16 protein-coding genes are annotated in these 16,837 nt (G+C 69.9%); 9 read left to right on the top strand and 7 right to left on the bottom strand.

Translation table 11 applies throughout. The features are described 5' to 3' along the window. Positions 1-112 precede the first annotated feature (112 nt). Positions 113-667 (bottom strand): hypothetical protein, encoded by a 555-nt coding sequence (locus tag AB0M01_RS25055; protein ID WP_363673446.1) that lies wholly within the window; start codon positions 665-667, stop codon positions 113-115. A 176-nt stretch (positions 668-843) separates the two neighbouring features. Here AB0M01_RS25055 and AB0M01_RS25060 point away from each other — a divergent pair, with 176 nt between their 5' ends. From AB0M01_RS25060 to AB0M01_RS25070, 3 genes are all read left to right on the top strand, one after another. Beyond that, positions 844-1,668, top strand: coding sequence for a LysM domain-containing protein (locus AB0M01_RS25060; RefSeq protein WP_363673448.1), 825 nt, complete (start codon positions 844-846; stop codon positions 1,666-1,668). A gap of 1 nt (position 1,669) precedes the next feature. Next, on the top strand, positions 1,670-2,245 hold the full coding sequence (locus AB0M01_RS25065; RefSeq protein WP_363673450.1) for an Rv3235 family protein: 576 nt from the start codon (positions 1,670-1,672) through the stop codon (positions 2,243-2,245). Positions 2,246-2,667: 422 nt separating this feature from the next. After that, positions 2,668-3,135: a hypothetical protein gene (locus AB0M01_RS25070; protein ID WP_363673452.1), complete on the top strand. Its 468-nt coding sequence runs from the start codon at positions 2,668-2,670 to the stop codon at positions 3,133-3,135. Positions 3,136-3,249: 114 nt separating this feature from the next. Here the strand turns inward: AB0M01_RS25070 and AB0M01_RS25075 are convergent, their stop codons facing one another. The 6 genes from AB0M01_RS25075 to AB0M01_RS25100 form a co-directional block, all read right to left on the bottom strand. Further along, positions 3,250-5,073 (bottom strand): hypothetical protein, encoded by a 1,824-nt coding sequence (locus AB0M01_RS25075; protein ID WP_363673454.1) that lies wholly within the window; start codon positions 5,071-5,073, stop codon positions 3,250-3,252. A 167-nt stretch (positions 5,074-5,240) separates the two neighbouring features. Then, positions 5,241-6,299, bottom strand: a complete 1,059-nt coding sequence (locus tag AB0M01_RS25080) for a glycosidase (RefSeq protein ID WP_363673456.1) — start codon at positions 6,297-6,299, stop codon at positions 5,241-5,243. Between the two features lie 23 nt (positions 6,300-6,322). Next, on the bottom strand, positions 6,323-7,147 hold the full coding sequence (locus tag AB0M01_RS25085) for a carbohydrate ABC transporter permease (RefSeq protein WP_363673458.1): 825 nt from the start codon (positions 7,145-7,147) through the stop codon (positions 6,323-6,325). 4 nt (positions 7,148-7,151) lie between these two features. Beyond that, positions 7,152-8,051: a sugar ABC transporter permease gene (locus AB0M01_RS25090; protein WP_363673460.1), complete on the bottom strand. Its 900-nt coding sequence runs from the start codon at positions 8,049-8,051 to the stop codon at positions 7,152-7,154. After that, on the bottom strand, positions 8,048-9,340 hold the full coding sequence (locus AB0M01_RS25095; RefSeq protein WP_363673462.1) for an extracellular solute-binding protein: 1,293 nt from the start codon (positions 9,338-9,340) through the stop codon (positions 8,048-8,050). The genes AB0M01_RS25090 and AB0M01_RS25095 overlap by 4 nt, the downstream gene beginning before the upstream one ends. Next, positions 9,337-10,365, bottom strand: coding sequence for a LacI family DNA-binding transcriptional regulator (locus AB0M01_RS25100; protein WP_363673464.1), 1,029 nt, complete (start codon positions 10,363-10,365; stop codon positions 9,337-9,339). Before AB0M01_RS25100 ends, AB0M01_RS25095 begins: the two co-directional genes overlap by 4 nt. Before the next feature lie 298 nt (positions 10,366-10,663). Between AB0M01_RS25100 and AB0M01_RS25105 the strand changes: the two genes are divergently transcribed. The 6 genes from AB0M01_RS25105 to AB0M01_RS25130 are packed head-to-tail and all read left to right on the top strand — an operon-like array spanning position 10,664 to position 16,740. Continuing rightward, a complete protein-coding gene (locus AB0M01_RS25105; protein ID WP_363673466.1) occupies positions 10,664-11,482 on the top strand; it encodes an endo alpha-1,4 polygalactosaminidase in 819 nt (272 codons plus the stop codon). Positions 11,483-11,503: 21 nt separating this feature from the next. Next, on the top strand, positions 11,504-12,784 hold the full coding sequence (locus AB0M01_RS25110; protein WP_363673468.1) for an ABC transporter substrate-binding protein: 1,281 nt from the start codon (positions 11,504-11,506) through the stop codon (positions 12,782-12,784). After that, positions 12,784-13,710, top strand: a complete 927-nt coding sequence (locus AB0M01_RS25115) for a sugar ABC transporter permease (protein WP_363673470.1) — start codon at positions 12,784-12,786, stop codon at positions 13,708-13,710. Before AB0M01_RS25110 ends, AB0M01_RS25115 begins: the two co-directional genes overlap by 1 nt. Then, positions 13,707-14,525, top strand: a complete 819-nt coding sequence (locus AB0M01_RS25120) for a carbohydrate ABC transporter permease (RefSeq protein ID WP_363673472.1) — start codon at positions 13,707-13,709, stop codon at positions 14,523-14,525. The genes AB0M01_RS25115 and AB0M01_RS25120 overlap by 4 nt, the downstream gene beginning before the upstream one ends. Positions 14,526-14,527: 2 nt before the next feature. Then, on the top strand, positions 14,528-15,448 hold the full coding sequence (locus AB0M01_RS25125; protein WP_363673474.1) for a carbohydrate kinase family protein: 921 nt from the start codon (positions 14,528-14,530) through the stop codon (positions 15,446-15,448). Next, positions 15,445-16,740 carry an alpha-glucosidase/alpha-galactosidase gene (locus AB0M01_RS25130; RefSeq protein WP_363673476.1) on the top strand — a complete coding sequence of 432 codons (1,296 nt, stop codon included), beginning with the start codon at positions 15,445-15,447 and terminating at the stop codon, positions 16,738-16,740. Before AB0M01_RS25125 ends, AB0M01_RS25130 begins: the two co-directional genes overlap by 4 nt. The last annotated feature ends 97 nt before the right edge of the window (positions 16,741-16,837 follow it).

Genomic DNA, 16,837 nt, shown 5'->3' on the forward strand with positions numbered 1-16,837 from the left:
GGTGAGAGCCGCGGCGACGGCCGCGTTGCAGGCGGGCGGCGGACGGACCGTGCGGCGCACGAGACCGAGGCGTCGACGAGCGGCTTGCGGCGTACGGCGTACTGGTGGCTGGTCAGCGGCGGCGTAGAGCTGACAGCGCCTGGGTGGGGACCAGGCGGGTGTTGTAGACCTCCGTGCGGCGGCGGGGAGCGTCGAGGGGATGCTCGGCGAGCTCGAAGAAGTCGGCGCCTACTCGGTCGATGGTGCCGGTGAGCGGGTTGCGGTTCGGGCCGGCGCAGTAGAGGGTGACCGGGGAGCGGTCCCGGGCGACGCCGCGGAGGAGATGGGCCAGGCCGAGCTTGGCGGCTACTGCGCCTTCGGCTGGTTCGGCCCACGGACCGAGGCCGTGGATGGACGTGAGGGCCTCCGCGGGGATGAGCCACTCCTCGAAGCGGTCGGCTTCCAGGAGGAGGCAGTCCTTGCCTACCCGGGTCAGTTCACCCTGGACGGCGTCGGCGTGGGTGAGCTCGACGCGGACGGTCGTGCCGACTGCGCCTCGGAGGCGGTCGAGCAGGGTGATCTTGCCGACCTCGGCGCGGATCCGTTCGGCGACCTCGCCGTAGAGGTCGCCGTCCTGCAACGCCTCGAACTGGGACTCGAGGTCTTCGAAGAGGGCATCCAGGCGCATGCATTGAACCTACCCCGCTCGCCTGCTCGTCGGCACTCTCCGTGCTCGAAAGCCACGTTCCGTGATCCGAGCGCCGACTTTCGACTTGCCAAACCGGGCTGGCGGCGAGCTATATTGGTCAAGCCGAGGCAAACTAACGCAAACTCATAGATCGAGAGCGAGAGCAGGGGAACGGGATGATCCGGGGACTGAAGGCGCTGATCGCGCTGGGTGCACTGGCTGGTCTGGGGTTCGCTCTGCGCTGGGTGACCGCGGGCGCGATGAGCGCTGCCTCGACGCGGGACCTGATCTCGATGGCGTTCGTGACGGTGGCCGCGGTCGCTTGGACGGCGTACGGGTGGTTGCTGCTCGCGGTGCTGGCGACGGTGCTCGAGCAGGTGCCGGGGGCGGTCGGGCGGGTCGGGGCCGCGGTTGGTGGGCGGATCACGTCGCAGGGGTCGCGGACGCTGCTGCGGTCGGCGCTGGGGGTGGCGGCGGTGACGCCGCTGACGATCGGGGTGGCGCATGCCTCGCCGGCGCATCCGGGGCAGCAGCCGGTGAGCTCGGGGGCTGCTTGGCGGGCGACGGAGCCGGCTTCGACGGTGGCTGTCGGCGAGACGGGTGACTGGCGGGCGGTGGAGAGGGCGTCGACGGTTCGGCTGGGTGAGACCGTACGAACCAGTGAGCCCGCGGGGTCCTTGGGTGCGGAGCCTGCAGGTTCCGACACCCGGGAGCCGAGGGTGCGGGTGCCGGATCGGCCGACGGATGGGGCTCCGGTTCGGTACACGGATCTCGCGAGTGGGCGCCATGTGGTGGTTCGGGGGGAATCGCTGTGGTCGATCGCCGCGGCTGAGTTGGGAGCGGGGGCTTCGGATGAGGCGATCGCCGCTCGCTGGCCGGAGTGGTACGCCGCGAACCGTGCGGTGATCGGGGCCGATCCCGATGTGCTTCGTCCTGGTCAGGTGCTGCAGACGCCGGCCTCGTTCGATCGTTCCGTGTCGCAGAATCCTCAGGAGAAGTGAGATGACCACTCGACGCATGCTGACCGCTGTTCCTTCTGCTGCTGACGAGGCCGGGAAGGAGCGGGGCGACAAGGACGGTGCTCGGACGTACCCGATGGGGGCGACCGGGGTGCGGAAGCCGGTTGAGGTGGTGCCGACGCAGGGGGCGTTGGCGTTGCGGTACGAGGCGGACGAGGTGCCGCCGGCTCGGCCGGTACTGCGGTTGGTGCCGGGCGGGGCGGGGGCGCCGGAGGTGCGCGGGCTGCCGGAGGTTCGGGAGTGGGCCACGCGGTTGGTGCAGGCGATCGCGGAGACGATCGGCGGGGATCGGCCGGTGAGCCAGCTGCTTCGGTGGACGGACACTGCCGTGTACTTCGATGTGCATCGGCGGGTGCGGCTGCTCGGGTTGACGACGACCGCGGGGAAGCGGGCGGCGAAGGAGCGAAGCGCTGTGCGGTCGGTGCATGTGTGCCGGCCGGAGAACGGGGTCGCTGAGATCGCCGCGCATTTGCGGACGGGTGGGCGGTCGCGGGCGATGGCGCTGCGGCTGGAGGTCCGGCGGGGGCGTTGGGTTTGCACGGCGCTGGAGCTGGGCTGACCGGGAGGCAGAGCGGCCGAGATTGCTGACCGCGCAGCGGTGGGCAGCGCGGCTCGACGTAAGTAAGAGACCCGGGGGTGCTTCAGCGGTGCAGAGGAAGTGTGAAGCGGACCCCCGGGGAGCGGTCCCAGGTCGCGTGTGGCCCGGGACCGCTCGGGGTGGGCCGGTGGAGCGACCGCCCCCGGGCGCTCCACCAGCAGTTCTATTGGATCGCACCGGAGGTGGATCGCGCATCGGCGCGGACTGCCCATATCTCGGTGCGGACTACCCACATCTCAGGCAGGTGATCTCCACACCACCTCCAAGTGAGTGAGCTGGGCGAAAGTCCTGCTGGCTCCGGAGCAACAAGTCCGGCGCCCGCCGCAAGCGGGTGACTGGACACACTTCACCAGCACCACCGGACGAACGGAGATGATGAGTGGGTGATCATCGAACTGAATCCGCCGTTGTCGGCCGGGCCGCTCCATCTCGACATGACGGGCGACGAGGTCATCGCGGTCATGAGGCAGTTCGGTGAACCGGAAGTGCTCTGCCGGGCTGCTGGTGAAAGACCGGAATGGGGGGTGTCCGACTCGAACGGGCTGTTCCTCAGAGCTGACTTCGGTCCGGACGACCGGGTGAGCGCCGTCGAGATCGGGCGCCCGACCGAGCCGGTTGTCACGGTGACCTACGACGGTCTGGACATCTTCCAGACCGCTGCCTCGGAGCTCGTCGAAGCTCTGAGCCGCAAGACCTGGACCGTTGAGAAGGAGAACGGGCACTCGTTCATCGCGCCCGATCTCCTCCTCGCCCTCTGGCGCCCGACGATCCCCGAGGGCCTGGACGATGCCGACGGCAAGTACTTCGAATCCGTTCTGATGGCCAGGCCTGGGTACTACGAGCAGGCGTAGGAGGTGCGGTTGACCACGGCGACCAGGTGCACCTTGCCGACGCCTTCCGAGAGGCGTGATGGCGTCAGGGCAGATCCGCCTGGTTGCTGCTGGGGCGGGCCGGGCTGGAGGCGCTCAGCTCAGTACGACGGTGAAGCCGCCGGGGAGGACCTCCGCTCGAGTGATGGCCGGCCGACGGGAATGGAGTCGGCCGGAGGACGTGTAGGAGTAGGAGGTCCCCCGGTGGGCGACGGGGACCGAACGGGGATGGCGATCGACGCTGACGAGGAGCTCGTTGGTGCCCAGTTGAAGGCGGCTGATCAGTGGGAGCAGCAGGAGGGCGTCGATGCGGACGTTGGTGCCGGTGGAGGTTGCGGTGAGGGTGGTGGTGGCTGCGGGGAGGGTGCCGGCCGAGACCGGGAGCAGCGCGCCGGGGGCGGCGGAGGCTCCTTGGGGGCCGCCGGAGCCGTGGTTGATCGTGCTGCCGGTGGACCACTTGGTCTTGCCGGCTGAGCGGTCGGGGACGAGGTCGACGATCGGGAGGACCAGACGGGCATCGAGAGCGGCCGGGATGGTCCAGGCGGCCCGGGCGCCCGGCGGGAGGGTGAGGTAGGAGCCGTTGCTCCATTGGGATTCGCCGGTCCACGCGGAAGGTGGGGTGACGACAGCCGCACCGGAGGAGAGTTGGGCGGATTCGGCTTCGACGACCTGGAGGCCTGTGGTGGTGGGTCTTGCCGCCAGGGCTTGGGCTCGAGCGGCCAGCGTGGGATCGGCGTCCAGGGCGAGCATCGAGAGCAGGCCGTGGATCGTCGACTCGGCGCCGGAGTTGCGGTTGATCACGCCTTCGGCGGAGATGCCGTCGTACGTACGGCCGGTGGTCGCGTCGTAGACAGCCTCGCCCGCGCGGTTGGCGCCGAAGTACCAGGCGGCGACGAATGCGGCGAGCTGTCGGAGCCCGGGGCGATCAGCAGCCGTGGCCACGGACAGGAGGCCCTGCAGGCGCGCGTCGACGCCGTACGCGATCTGGGTGCGGTCGATGGGCGCCGGGAGCCAGCCGTTGTCGGGGCCGCCGGCGGTGAGCAGCAGCGGGGTGAAGCCTGCGGTGTCGCCCAGTGCCGGTGCCAGCAGGCGGCGATCGTGGAGAGCGGTCGAGGCGACAGCGAGGGCAGACGGCATCTGGGCGCCCCAGGCGTGCCAGTCGGAGATGGACTCGCCCCACGGGAGCAGGGCGCGGAACGGCCACTCGCGGACACCGCCGGCGCTCATGGCGGCGATGGCTTCGGCGAAGCGAGCCAGAGCCTGTTTGGCGCGTGCGGAGCCGCCGGAGCGGACGTAGGCGCTCAGGCCGAGCACTGCCTCGGAGGTGGCGTCGGCGCCGGCGACGACGAGCCAGGCCGGGACCCGTCTGCCGTCGACGATGTTCCAGGAGCCGTAGTGGACCAGGACCTGGCGGTCCAGCGCGTCGAGGGCCAGCTCCAGTCGCGTCCGCAGGAAGCGGGCGAACGCGGGATCGACCGTACGGAAGACCTCGTAGCCCTCTCCCAGCGCCCACACCGTCCGAGCCAGCCAGTACGACGGCCCGCTGTCGGACGGGTCCGGGAGCTCGACCGGCTCGGCGCTGGGGTTGAGGGTGCCGTCCGGCTGCATCCAGAGGACCACGTTGCCGGCGTTGGCGCCGCTGGTCGTCTGCAGGTAGGTGAGGCCGCGCAGCAGCCCGTACGCCGCTGAGCGGCTGTGCGCGTCGCGGTGGGCTCGGTAGTGGCGCAGGTAGACGACTGCCGCGCGGGCGATGTCGTCGGTGTTGAAGGCGCCCTGGCCGTAGGTGTTGGTGGCGGGGTCGTACGGGCCGCCGCCGATGCGGGCGTAGGTGCCGTCGGGACGGCGGTCGGCGTACGTCCAGAGGACGCCGAGTGGGCCGGGGCCGTAGGTGGAGTGGCCAACCACAGTGGGAGGTGTCACCACGTCACCCAGATAGTCGAGGTGGGCGAGGTTGGCGCGCTGATACTTGGAAGGTGTGGCGGCCTCGAGTGCAGGTGTGCCGGCGGCCGAAGCAGCCGTGGCGGTTGCCGTGGGCAACCCCGCAGCCAGGGCGAGCGATCCTCCCAGGACCGCTCGCCGGGTGACCGTCATGACAACCGGTCCAGCCGCGCCACGCCGATCTTCGCGTCGGCCATGCCGTAGAACACGTAGTGCACCCCGTCGACCTCCTCGATCGCGGTCGGGAAGACGACGTTGCCGACGGTCCCGATCCGCTCCTCTTCGGTCTCCGGTACGAGAATCGGCTCCGCCGTACGATCCAGAACCTTCGTCACGTCGTCGAACGACAGCAGCAGCGCTCCGGCCGCGTAGCTGACCTTCTGCGTCGTCGGGTCGAAGCCCTTCGGCTGCTCCCCCGTCACGCCGTGGTGGATCACCAGCCAGCCCTCCGGCACCCGCAGCGGCGCCGGCCCGGCGCCGATCTTGAGCTCCTCGAACGGGTGCTCCGACATCGCGACCAGCCGGTGGTGGCGCAGGTGCACCAGGTTCTCCAGCCCGCGCTCGACCTCGGCGACCGGGACGAACGACACCCAGATCCCCGGCCGGTCGTCGGTCACGCCCGCGGGCAGGTGCACGCCCTCGCCCTCGCGGAACCAGCCGAGGTCCCACATCGGCCGGTGCAGCATCGCGTACGACGGTTCGCCGTCCGGCCCGGGCACCGGCTCGGGGAAGAACACCGTGTCCTTGTTCGGAAAGAGATTCAGATCCGTGTCCAGCGAAGCCTGGTACTCGAAGTGCAGCGGCCCCAACCGCGTCCAGGTCCGCAGGTCGTCCGACACCGCGAGCGCCGGCTTCGGCCCGAGCGGCCCGTACGCGACGTACGTCATCACGTGCTTGCCCAGCGACGGGATCCAGGTCACCCGCGGGTCCTCGACGCCGGCGTTGTTCAGCCCGCGCTCCCAGCCCTCGTCGGGCGCCAGTACGACGCCCTCGCGCTCGACACCGGACGGAACGCCGTCGTCCAGGACGACGCGCGCCAGGCCGACCCGGGAAACGTTGCCAGGAGCCACTAGTCGCGGCAGCAGGTACAGCGTCCCGTCCGGGGTGTGCCCGGTGGCGGGGTTCAGCACGCCCTCGGACTCCAGCTCGTTGCCGGGCTCGGGCGTCATCACGACACCGACCCGCGTCAGTGTGTACGGAACAGTCACAGTCACAAACCTTTCAAAGAAGATCAGCCCTTGACCCCGGACTCGAGGCTGGAGGAGATGAAGCGGCGCTGGAAGACGACGAACAGCGCGACCGCCGGTGCGGCCAGGACGCAGGCCCCGGCGAGCACGGCGCCGAACGGGTTCGCGGCCCGCGCCGACACGGTGGTCAGGTAGTTGGACAGCGAGACCGCGAGCGGCTGCAGGTCCTGCTGCTTGGTGATCAGGAACGGCCACAGGAACTCGTTCCACGGCCCGATGAACGTCAGCAGTACGCCGGTCAGCAGCGCCGGCTTGACCAGCGGGACCGCGATCCGCCACAGGATGGCGAGCTCGCCGGCGCCGTCGATCCGGGCCGCGTCGAACAGCTCCTGCGGCAGCTGCAGGAAGTACTGCCGGAAGACGAACACCGCGGTCGAGTTGATCGCGAACGGCAGGATCATCCCGAGGTAGTTGTCGGCCAGCCCGTAGCTGCGCACGATCATCACGTACAGCGGGATGGTCAGCAGCTGGAACGGGATCACCTGCACCAGCAGGACCAGGCTGAACACGGCGCCCCGGCCACGGAACTGCAGCCGGGCCAGCGCGTACCCCGCGAGTACGCCGAACAGGAGCGTGCCGAGGATGACGCCGCCGGTGAAGATCCCCGAGTTCAGCAGCGACCGGCCGAGGTCGATCGCCTTGTTGATCTCGACGTAGTTGTGCCCGGTCAGGTTGCCCGGGTCCGGGAACGCGCCACCGACGCTGGGGTCGGGCTCGGACTGCAGGCTGCCGATCAGCATGTAGTAGAAGGGGAACAGGAAGACGAAGGCCCCGATCAGCAGGGCGGCGAACCGCCACGGACTCCGCACGCGATCAGTCCTCCTTTCCGACGAAGCGCCGTTCGACCAGCGCCAGGATCAGTACGCCGACCACCAGCAGTACGCCGATCGCCGACCCGACGTCGGGGTTTCCCTGCTCGATGCCGCGCTGGTACATGATCAGCACCGGCGACGCGGACGCGCCGTCCGGACCGCCGCCGCCGGTCAGCAGGTACGGCTCGGTGAACAGGTTCGCCCCGGTCACGGTGGCCAGCAGTACGACGAGCGTGGTGGCCGGCCGGACGCCCGGCACGGTCACGTTCCAGAACGATTTGAACCGGCCGGCGCCGTCCATCGACGCCGCCTCGTACAGGTCCTTGGAGACGTTCTGCAGCGCGGCCAGGTAGAGCAGGATGAAGAACCCGAGCTGTTTCCAGGTCACGTAGATCGCGACCGTCGGCATCGCCAGCTTCGAGTTGACCAGCCAGGACGGGTCCGGTGCGAGCGGCCCGAGCACGGAGTTCACCAGGCCGTTGGAGTTGAACAGGAACAGCCAGACACCGACCACGGCGACGCTCGCGGTCACGTACGGCACGTAGTAGCTGACCCGGAAGAAGCCTCGCCAGCGGATCGCGCCGTTCAGCGCGTAGGCCAGCAGCAGCGACAGCACGACGGTCAGCGGCACGTTGATCAGCAGGAAGATGCCGACGTTGCCGAAGGACCGCCGGACCGCCGGGTCCGAGAGCACGGTGGCGTAGTTCTCGAACCCGACGAACGGCCGGTCGACGATCGCGCCGGGCGCGGTGAAGAAGTAGTCGTGGAAGGACATGTAGACCGCGAACCCGAGCGGGTAGGCGAAGACCGCCGCCAGGAACACGACGTACGGCGTGACGAACACCGATCCGATCGGTTGCTTGCCGAGGATCTTGCCCAGCACTCCGGTTCGCGTGCTCATGACTGCTTGGCGAGCTGGTCGACCTTCTCGACCACGCCGTCGAGGGCGGCGCCCGGGTCTTCCTGGCCGAAGATCACGGACTTGGAGTAGGCGTCGCGGAAGGTCTGCCAGATGGTGATCGAGTTCGGCACGTTCGGCACCTCGACGGTGCGCGCGGCCTGGTCGGCGAACTGCTGGTAGTCCGGGTTCTTCTGGAAGTACTCCGGGTACGTCGTGGCGACCTTGTCGCGCAGCGGCATCTGGCCGGTGGCCTCGAGCAACTTGCCGTCCTGCTCCTGGCTGGTCGCGAACTTCAGCACGTCCCAGGCCGTCCCGCGGTTCTTGCAGGCGGAGTACATCGCGACGTTCTTGGCGTCGCTGAACGTGTAGATCTCGTTCGCGGGCTTACCGGCCGAGGTCGGCACCGGTACCGCGCCCCACTCGACCTTGTTCTTGTACGTCGCGATCGCCCACGGCCCGACCACCGCCATCGCGGCGGTGCCGTCGACGAACGAGTCACCGGTGTACTTCTCCTGCGAGGCCAGCTTCTCGGCGTACAGGGTGCGCCAGAACGCGGCCACCTTCTTGCCCTCGTCGGAGGCGAACTGCGCCTTGCCGTCGGCGATCAGCTGCTTGCCGCCGGTCTCGGCCGCGAACAGCGGGTAGAAGTCGAACCAGGACTGGTAGAACTCGTTGCTCGGCGCCGGGTAGATCGCGTACTTCGCGGCCTTGGCGGCGACCAGCTTCCGCGACGTGGCCAGGAACTCGTCGTACGTCGCCAGCGGCGGCTTGGCGGTGTCGATGCCCGCCTTCGCGAACGCCTTCTTGTTGTAGAAGATCATCACGGGGTTGTCCTTCCACGGCAGCTGGTAGTACTTGCCGTCGGTCGACTTGTACTGCTCGGCGACCTTGCCGCTGCGGCTCTCGACGTAGTCCTTGCCGCCGTCGAAGCCGTCGAGCGCCACCAGGCCACCCTGCTTCTGGAACTGCGACACCGAGGCCGGCGAGGTGTTGAAGATCAGGCACGGCGCGTTGCCGGCGGTGATCGCGGCCCCGATCACCTCCTCGGAGCTCTTCCCGGTCGGGATCTCCTGGGCGGTCACCTTCTGGTCGGCGTGCGCGGCGTTCCAGGCGGCCACCATCTGCTTGCCCCAGGCCACTTCCTCGGCGTTGTTGGACAGCCAGACGGTGATCTCACCGCGGGCCTGCGCGGCCGCGTCGGCATCACCGCCGCCGTCGCCGCCACCGCACGCGGCGGCCACCCCGGTCAGGCCCAGTGCCAGCAGCGTTGCGGTCAGCTTGCGTTTCATGACTCCTCCAGACGTGCGGTCGAACGGCGGACGACGAGCCGTGCCGGTGGGAGCTCCACGTCGGCGACGTCCCCGGACCCGTCGATCAGTTGGTTGAGCGTGGTCGCGGCGGCCTCGCCGAAGGCGTAGGGATCGGCGCGCACGGTGGTCAGGCCGGGATGGACGAACTCGGCGAGCTCGCTGTCGTCGAAGCCGGCGATGCTCAGGTCGTCGGGCACGGTGAGCCCGGCCTGCTGCGCGGCGCCGAGCCCGGCGATCGCCATCCGGTCGTTGGCGTAGACGATCGCGGTCGGACGCTGCTCGAGGGCGAGCAGCTTGCGGGTCGCCTCGATCCCGCCGGCCGCAGTGAAGTCGCTGATCTCCAGCCCGGCAGGCTCCAGGCCCGCGTCGGCCAGCGTCGCGACGAACGCGTCCGCCCGGGCTGTGGCGTGCACGAAGGTGGGCGGGCCGGCGACGTGGGCGATCCGGCGGTGGCCGAGCTGCAGCAGGTGCTCGACGACCTCGACCGTGCCCGGCCGGTCGTCCAGACAGACCGCCGGGAACGGCGACGCGCCGACCGGGCGGTTCAGGGTCACCGCGGGCAGACCGAGCTCACTGAGCAGGTCGATCCGCGGGTCGTCGTGGCGGAGGTCGGACAGGAAGACACCGTCCACGCGTCCGTCGCGGGCGAGCCGCCGGTACCCGGCGACCTCGTCCTCGCCGTCGGTGACGACCTGCAGCACCAGCGCCTGGCCGCCGCGGGAGAGCACGCTCTCGACACCGGCGATGAACGCCGAGAAGAACGGGTCCGACGTCAGTACGGCGGGGTCGCGGGTGAGCACGAGACCGAGGGCGAACGCCTTCGAGACCGACAGCGAGCGGGCCCGGTTACTGGGCCGCCACCCGAGCTCGTCGGCGGCCGCGAGGATCCGGTCGACGGTCGCCTGGGCCAGCCCCGGCCGCCCGTTCAGCGCGAACGAGACCGACCCCTTGGACACCCCGGCGCGCGCCGCCACATCGGCGATCGTCGGTCGATCCTTGGCCACGCCGTACCTCCGATTGAGCTTTTAAACCGGTTTAATCGATCACTAAACCGGTCAAAACACGCGCTGTCAAGGGTCTAGCTCACTTGTTCGGGAGCGCACCGAAAGGCCCCTAACGCGCAACTTCTTGCAATTGGTCCTTGACGCCGCCGACCGTCGTTGCTCTACTGACTGACCAAGCACCGGATGCCGGTGTGACAGCGACGCACCCAGCCGGTAGAGGTCTCGAGCCCGGTTGTCAGGCGCCAGGGCCACCGAGCCCGAGGCGGGGAAAGCGTCCCCGGGACCCGATGGAGAAATCGTGTCCACTGCCCGCCCCACTCAGCGCTACCTGATAGCGCTCGTCGCCGCCGCGGCGGCGACCTTCACCGCGATCACCTGGCTGCACCACCCGGCGGATGCCGAGGCCGCAGTCACCCTGCCGCCACCGGCCGCCGGGTTCGACTACCAGATCGGCGGCCCCTACACCCCGCCCGACGGAGTCCAGGTGGTCAGCCGCGACCGGACGGCGCCACCTGCCGCCGGCCTCTACAACGTCTGCTACGTCAACGCCTTCCAGGTCCAGCCCGGTGAGCGCGACGACTGGGACGACGATCTGCTGCTGCGTGACGCCAACGGAGACCTCGTCATCGACGAGGGCTGGGGCGAGCCGCTGCTCGACCTGCGCACCGAAGGGCAGCGGCAGCGGATCGCCGCCAAGGTCAACGGCTGGATCGACGGCTGCGCGGACGCGGAGTTCCAGGCCGTCGAGCCGGACAACTACGACAGCTACGAGCGGTCGAAGAGCCTGCTCACGCCCGAGCAGGCCAAGTCCTACCTCAAGCTGCTGGCCACGCACGCGCACAGCCGCAACCTGGCGATCGCGCAGAAGAACACGCTCGACCTGGCCGGTGACCGCACGGAGGTCGGACTCGACTTCGCCGTCGCCGAGGAGTGCGGCCAGTACGACGAGTGCGCCGGCTACGCCGAGGCCTTCGGCGACCACGTGCTGGTGGTCGAGTACACCGACGAAGGCCTGGCCACCGCCTGCGCCGGGTTCCGGGACCGGCTGAGCATCGTTCGCCGCGACGTGGCCGTGTCCACGCCGGGCTCCGGCGGCTACGTCCGTCGTACCTGCTGAAAACCCCTTCAGGAGATCACCATGGCAGCACCGTCTCGTCGTGACGTCCTGCGCGCGGCCGCCGTACTGGCGGCCGCGGGCACCCTCGGAGCCTGTGGCAAGTCCGGTTCGGAGGACTCCGGTGGCCCGGTCACCGTCGACCTCTGGCACGGCCAGACCGACACCGGCAAACGCGCTCTGGACGCGTTGATCGCCGAGTTCAACCAGACCCATCCCGGGATCACCGTGACCGGCGGTGGTGGCGGCGTGACGGCCGACAGCATGCTGCAGAAGGTCACCGCGGGCCTGGCGGCCGGGTCCTTCCCCGATGTCGCGTACATCTTCGGGTCGGACCTGGACAGCATCACCCGCAGCCCGCAGGTCGTCGACCTGACCGGGAAGCTCCCGCTCGATGACGTCTGGCCGGCCGCCAAGGCCGCGGTGACCGTGAAGGACAAGGTGCGGGCGGCGCCCGCGCTGCTGGACTCGCTCTGCGTGGTCTACAACAAGAAGCTCTTCGCCGCCGCGGGCCTGCCGGCACCGCGGGCGGGCTGGACCTGGGACGACTTCGTCGAGACCGCGGCGAAGCTGACCGACTCCGGCAAGGGCGTCTTCGGCACCGGCTGGCCGGGCGTCGGCGACGAGGACACCGTCTGGCGGCTCTGGCCGATGATCTGGGACCTCGGCGGTGACGTGGTCAGCCAGGACGGCAAGAAGGCCGGTTTCGACCAGGTCGGCGAGCAGGTCCTCGGCACCCTGGACCGGCTGCGCACCGACAAGTCCCTGTACGTCGACCCGAAGCCCGGCGGCGAGCAGCTCTACCAGGTCTTCCTGGCCGGCCGGATGGGAATGGTTGCCACCGGCCCCTGGCAGCTGCCGGACATCCAGGACCGCAAGCTCGACTACGGCGTCGTCGCGCTGCCGTCGTACTCGGGCAAGCCGGTGACGATCTCCGGCCCGGACACCTGGACCGTGTTCGACAACGGGCCGGCCCGGGTGAAGGCCGCCACCGAGTTCGTCAGCTGGATGCTCGACGCGAAGCAGGACGTCCGCTGGGACCTGGAGGGCGGCAGCCTTCCACTCAGTACGACGACCGCCGCGCTGCCGCAGTGGAAGGAGCACGCGGCCGCGACCAACGGGTTGCAGGTCTTCGTCGACGCCCTGGAGACCGCGCGGGTCCGGCCGACGATCGCGGCGTACCCGCAGATCTCCGAGCACCTCGGTACGGCGGCCGTCTCGGTCCTGCTCGGCAAGAAGTCCCCCGCCGACGCGCTGAAGGAGTGCGTCGAGCAGACCAACGCCGTCCTCGCGGTGCCCAGCTGATGGCCAGTGTGGTCGGCACGTTCACGGTCGATCCGCGGGCCCGGGCGGCGGCCGACAAGCGCCGTCACCGGGGCGAGGGGCCGACGGCCTGGGCGTTCGTCAGTCCATCGGTCCTGATCATCCTCGGGCTCAGCGTGGTCCCGGTGCTGTGGTCGCTGCTGCTGTCCTTCCAGGCCAACGACCTGGTGTCGCCGAGCCGCTGGGTCGGGCTCGCGAACTACCGGACCCTGGCCGCGGATCCCTTGTTTCGTGAGGCGGTCGGGCACACCGTGCTCTACACCGCGCTATACGTCCCGCTGAGCGTGGCCGGCGGGCTGGGGATCGCGTTGCTGCTGGATCGCCGGATCCGGCTGATCGGCCTGTACCGGACGCTGGTGTTCGTCCCGTTCGTCGTCTCGGCCGCGGCGCAGGGGGTGCTGTTCTCGTTCGTCCTCGATCCCGAGTTCGGCGCGGCGAACTCGGTGCTGCACCAGCTCGGACTGCCGGCCCAGGGATTCCTCAGCGATCCGGGGCAAGCCCTGTACCTGCTGGTCGCGATCTCGCTGTGGAGCGGGACGGGCTTCTGCGTGATCGTCTACCTGGCCGGGTTGCAAGGGGTCGAGCCCGCGCTGGTCGAGGCGGCACGGATCGACGGCGCCGGGCGGGCCGGCGTACTGCGGCACGTGGTGCTGCCGTCGCTGACGCCGGTCACCGTGTTCCTGGTGCTGTTCCAGGCGATCAACGCGCTGCAGGTGTTCGACCTGGTCTTCGTCACCACCAAGGGCGGGCCGCTGGGCTCGACCACGGTGATCGTGTACTTCATCTGGGAGAAGGCGTTCAAGAGCTTCACCGCCGGCTACAGCGCCGCCGCGGCGTACGCGCTGGCGGTCGCGCTGCTGGTGTTCGGGGTCGCGCTGCAGATTTACCAACGGCGGGTGAAGCGATGAAGCGGCTGCCGTTCAGTCCCTGGCACTTCGTCCTCGCGCCGCTGGCGCTGCTGTTCGCGTTGCCGCTGCTGTGGCTGCTGGTCAGCTCGGTGATGAGCAACGCCGAGATCAACCGGTTCCCGCCCGCGCTGTTCCCGAGCCAGATCGATTTGGACGGCTACCGGTTCGTGCTCGGCAACGCGCTGTTCCCGCGCTGGTTCGGCAACTCGTTGCTGGTGTCAACGGTCGCGGTGACCGCGAACCTGGTGCTCGGCTCGCTCGGCGGCTACGCCTTCGCCCGGATGCGGTTCGCCGGGTCGCGGGTGCTGCTCGGGCTGATGCTGGCCACGATGGTGATCCCGTTCCAGCTGACGATGATCCCGACCTTCCTGGTGATGAAGCAGCTCGGCCTGATCGACACCCTCGGCGCGCTGATCGTGCCGTCGCTGGTGACGCCGTTCTCGGTCTTCCTGTTCCGCCAGTTCTTCGTCTCGCTGCCCCGCGAGCTGGAGGAGGCGGCCTGGATCGACGGCTGCGGGCGGCTCCGGATCCTGGTCTCGATCGTGCTGCCGCTGGCCCGGCCGGCGCTCAGCACAGTCGCCGTACTGACGTTCCTGAGCACCTGGAACGACCTGACCTGGCCGCTGATCGCGATCAACCACGACACCAACTACACCCTCCAGCTCGGACTGACCACCTTCCAGGGCCAGCACCACACGCAGTGGGCGGCGGTGATGGCAGGCAACGTGATCACGGTCCTGCCCGTGCTGCTCGGTTTCCTGCTGGCCCAGAAGGCGTTCATCCGCTCGCTGGCTTCCTCCGGACTCAAAGGTTGACCATGTTTGATCTGCTAGTACTCGGCGACGCCAACCCTGATGTGGTGGTCGGACCGGTGAACCAGCCGCTCGTCTTCGGCCAGCGCGAACGTCTCGTCCCGACCGGATCGCTGTGCCTGGGCGGATCCGCGGCGATCATGGCCTGCGGCGCCGCCCGGCTCGGGCTCTCGGTGGCCTTCGCCGGCCGGATCGGCGACGACCCGGCGGGGATCTTCGTCCGGTCCGCCCTGGAGGAGCGTGGCGTCGACACGTCCGCGCTCGTCGTCGACCCCGAGCTGCCCACGCCGCTGACCACCGTGCTGACCTCCGGCACGGACCGGGCGATCCTCACCGCGTCCGGCTGCCTGGCCGCGACCAGCTCGAACGACGTACCGCGTGCGTTGCTGCGCTCGGTACGGCACGTGCACGCGGCGTCGTTCTACCTGATGCCCGGACTGGCCGCCGGGCTGGCCGAGCTGTTCAAGGAGGCCCGGAACGCGAAGGCGACGACGTCGCTGGACACCAACGACGATCCGGCCGACCGGTGGGAGCGCGTGCTGCTCGATCCGGTACTGCGGGTCACCGACTACCTGTTCCCCAACGCGGCCGAGGCGCACGCGCTGACCGGGCACCCCGTCCTGGCCGACGCGGCCGGGATCCTGGCCCGCCGCGGCCCGCTCGTCGTGGTCAAGAACGGCGCCGAGGGTGCGCTGGCCCACGACGGCACCACGCTGTCCACCGCGCCCGCCCTCGCGGTGGACCCGGTCGACACGGTCGGCGCCGGGGACAGCTTCGACGCGGGGTTCGTGGCCGCCGTACTGCGGCGTACCGGCCGGGAGCGGGCGCTCGCGATCGCCGCGGCGTGCGGCTCGCTGTCGACCCGGGCGGCCGGCGGTACGGCGGCGCAGGCCGACTGGGACCTGGCCGTGGAGCGTGCGGCATGACCCGGATCGCGTTCGTCGGCGCCGGGAGCGTCGTGTTCACCCAGGGGCTGCTGGCCGACCTGTTCGGCTTCGGCGACCTCGGCGAGCTGCACATCGCCCTGCACGACATCGATCCCGAGCGCCTCCGGACCGCGGCCGCGGCGGCCGCGGTGATCGCGACCGAGCTCGGTGCCCGGCCGACGATCAGCGCGCACCTGGACCGCCGGGCCGCGCTGGAGGGCAGCGACTTCGTGATCAACATGATCCAGGTCGGGATGAACGAGGCCACCCGGATCGACTTCGAGCTCCCGGCCCGGTACGGCGTACGGCAGACCATCGGCGACACCCTCGGCGTGGGCGGCGTGTTCCGGGCGCTGCGGACCTTCCCGGTCCTGCGCGGGCTGGCCGCAGACATTGCCGAGGTCTGCCCCGACGCGTGGCTGCTGAACTACACCAACCCGATGGCGATGAACGTCTGGTACCTGTCCGCGCTCGGTGTCCGCAACGTCGTCGGCCTGTGCCACTCGGTGCACTGGACGCTGCACGACCTGTCGGCGCTGGTCGGCGTACCGCTCGAGGAGGTGAACTACCTGGCCGGCGGGGTCAACCACCAGTCGTGGGTCCTGCGCTTCGAGCACCGCGGGGAGTCGCTGTACCCGGCGCTCGACGAGGTGATCCGGCGCGATCCGGAGATGCTGCGCCGGGTTCGGGTCGACATGTACCGGCGGCTCGGGTACTACCCGACCGAGACCAGCGAGCACTCGGCGGAGTACGTGCCCTGGTACCTGCCGCACGCGGCGGAGGTCGAGCGGTTGCGGTTGCCGGTCGGCGCGTACCTGCGGATCGTGGAGGAGAACGTCGCGGCGTACGAGCGGACGCGGGACGCGGTCAAGGCGGGCGAGCCGCTGCCGGTCGAGGCGACGATGGAGTACGCGCCGCAGATCGTGCACAGCATCGTCACCGGCGTACCGCGGACGGTGTACGGGAACGTGGTGAACCGGGGGCTGATCAGCAACCTGCCGGCCGGGTCGGTGGTCGAGGTGCCCTGCCTGGTCGACGGCCTGGGCGTGCAGCCGACGGCGCTCGGCGCGCTGCCCGAGGCGTGCGCGGCGGTCAACGCGGCGTACGTGAACGTGAACCGGCTGGTCGTGAAGGCTGCGGTGGAGCAGGACCCGCTGGCCGTCCGGCAGGCGCTGATGGCCGATCCGGCCACCGCGGCGACGCTGACCGTCGACCAGATCTGGGCCCTGTGCAACGACCTGGTCGGGGCCCACAGCAACTTGCTGGCGCCGGAACTGCGGGCCCGGTTGTGACCCCCCAGCCGCGTCATCGTCGGTGAGGTGCTCGGCGACGAGATCGTCACGATGCTGAACGCGATGAGCCAGGGCAACGACGGCTCGCTGTCCACGA

This window comes from Kribbella sp. NPDC051770 (genome assembly GCF_040681455.1).
GTDB lineage: Bacteria > Actinomycetota > Actinomycetes > Propionibacteriales > Kribbellaceae > Kribbella.

Excerpts from the sequence above, each read along its gene's own strand:
- AB0M01_RS25130 (WP_363673476.1), top strand. The coding sequence starts at position 15,445 with ATGACCCGGATCGCGTTCGTCGGCGCCGGGAGCGTCGTGTTCACCCAG.
- AB0M01_RS25110 (WP_363673468.1), top strand. The coding sequence starts at position 11,504 with ATGGCAGCACCGTCTCGTCGTGACGTCCTGCGCGCGGCCGCCGTACTG.
- AB0M01_RS25055 (WP_363673446.1), bottom strand. The coding sequence starts at position 667 with ATGCGCCTGGATGCCCTCTTCGAAGACCTCGAGTCCCAGTTCGAGGCG.
- AB0M01_RS25090 (WP_363673460.1), bottom strand. The coding sequence starts at position 8,051 with ATGAGCACGCGAACCGGAGTGCTGGGCAAGATCCTCGGCAAGCAACCG.
- AB0M01_RS25095 (WP_363673462.1), bottom strand. The coding sequence starts at position 9,340 with ATGAAACGCAAGCTGACCGCAACGCTGCTGGCACTGGGCCTGACCGGG.
- AB0M01_RS25125 (WP_363673474.1), top strand. The coding sequence starts at position 14,528 with ATGTTTGATCTGCTAGTACTCGGCGACGCCAACCCTGATGTGGTGGTC.
- AB0M01_RS25060 (WP_363673448.1), top strand. The coding sequence starts at position 844 with ATGATCCGGGGACTGAAGGCGCTGATCGCGCTGGGTGCACTGGCTGGT.
- AB0M01_RS25115 (WP_363673470.1), top strand. The coding sequence starts at position 12,784 with ATGGCCAGTGTGGTCGGCACGTTCACGGTCGATCCGCGGGCCCGGGCG.
- AB0M01_RS25120 (WP_363673472.1), top strand. The coding sequence starts at position 13,707 with ATGAAGCGGCTGCCGTTCAGTCCCTGGCACTTCGTCCTCGCGCCGCTG.
- AB0M01_RS25065 (WP_363673450.1), top strand. The coding sequence starts at position 1,670 with ATGACCACTCGACGCATGCTGACCGCTGTTCCTTCTGCTGCTGACGAG.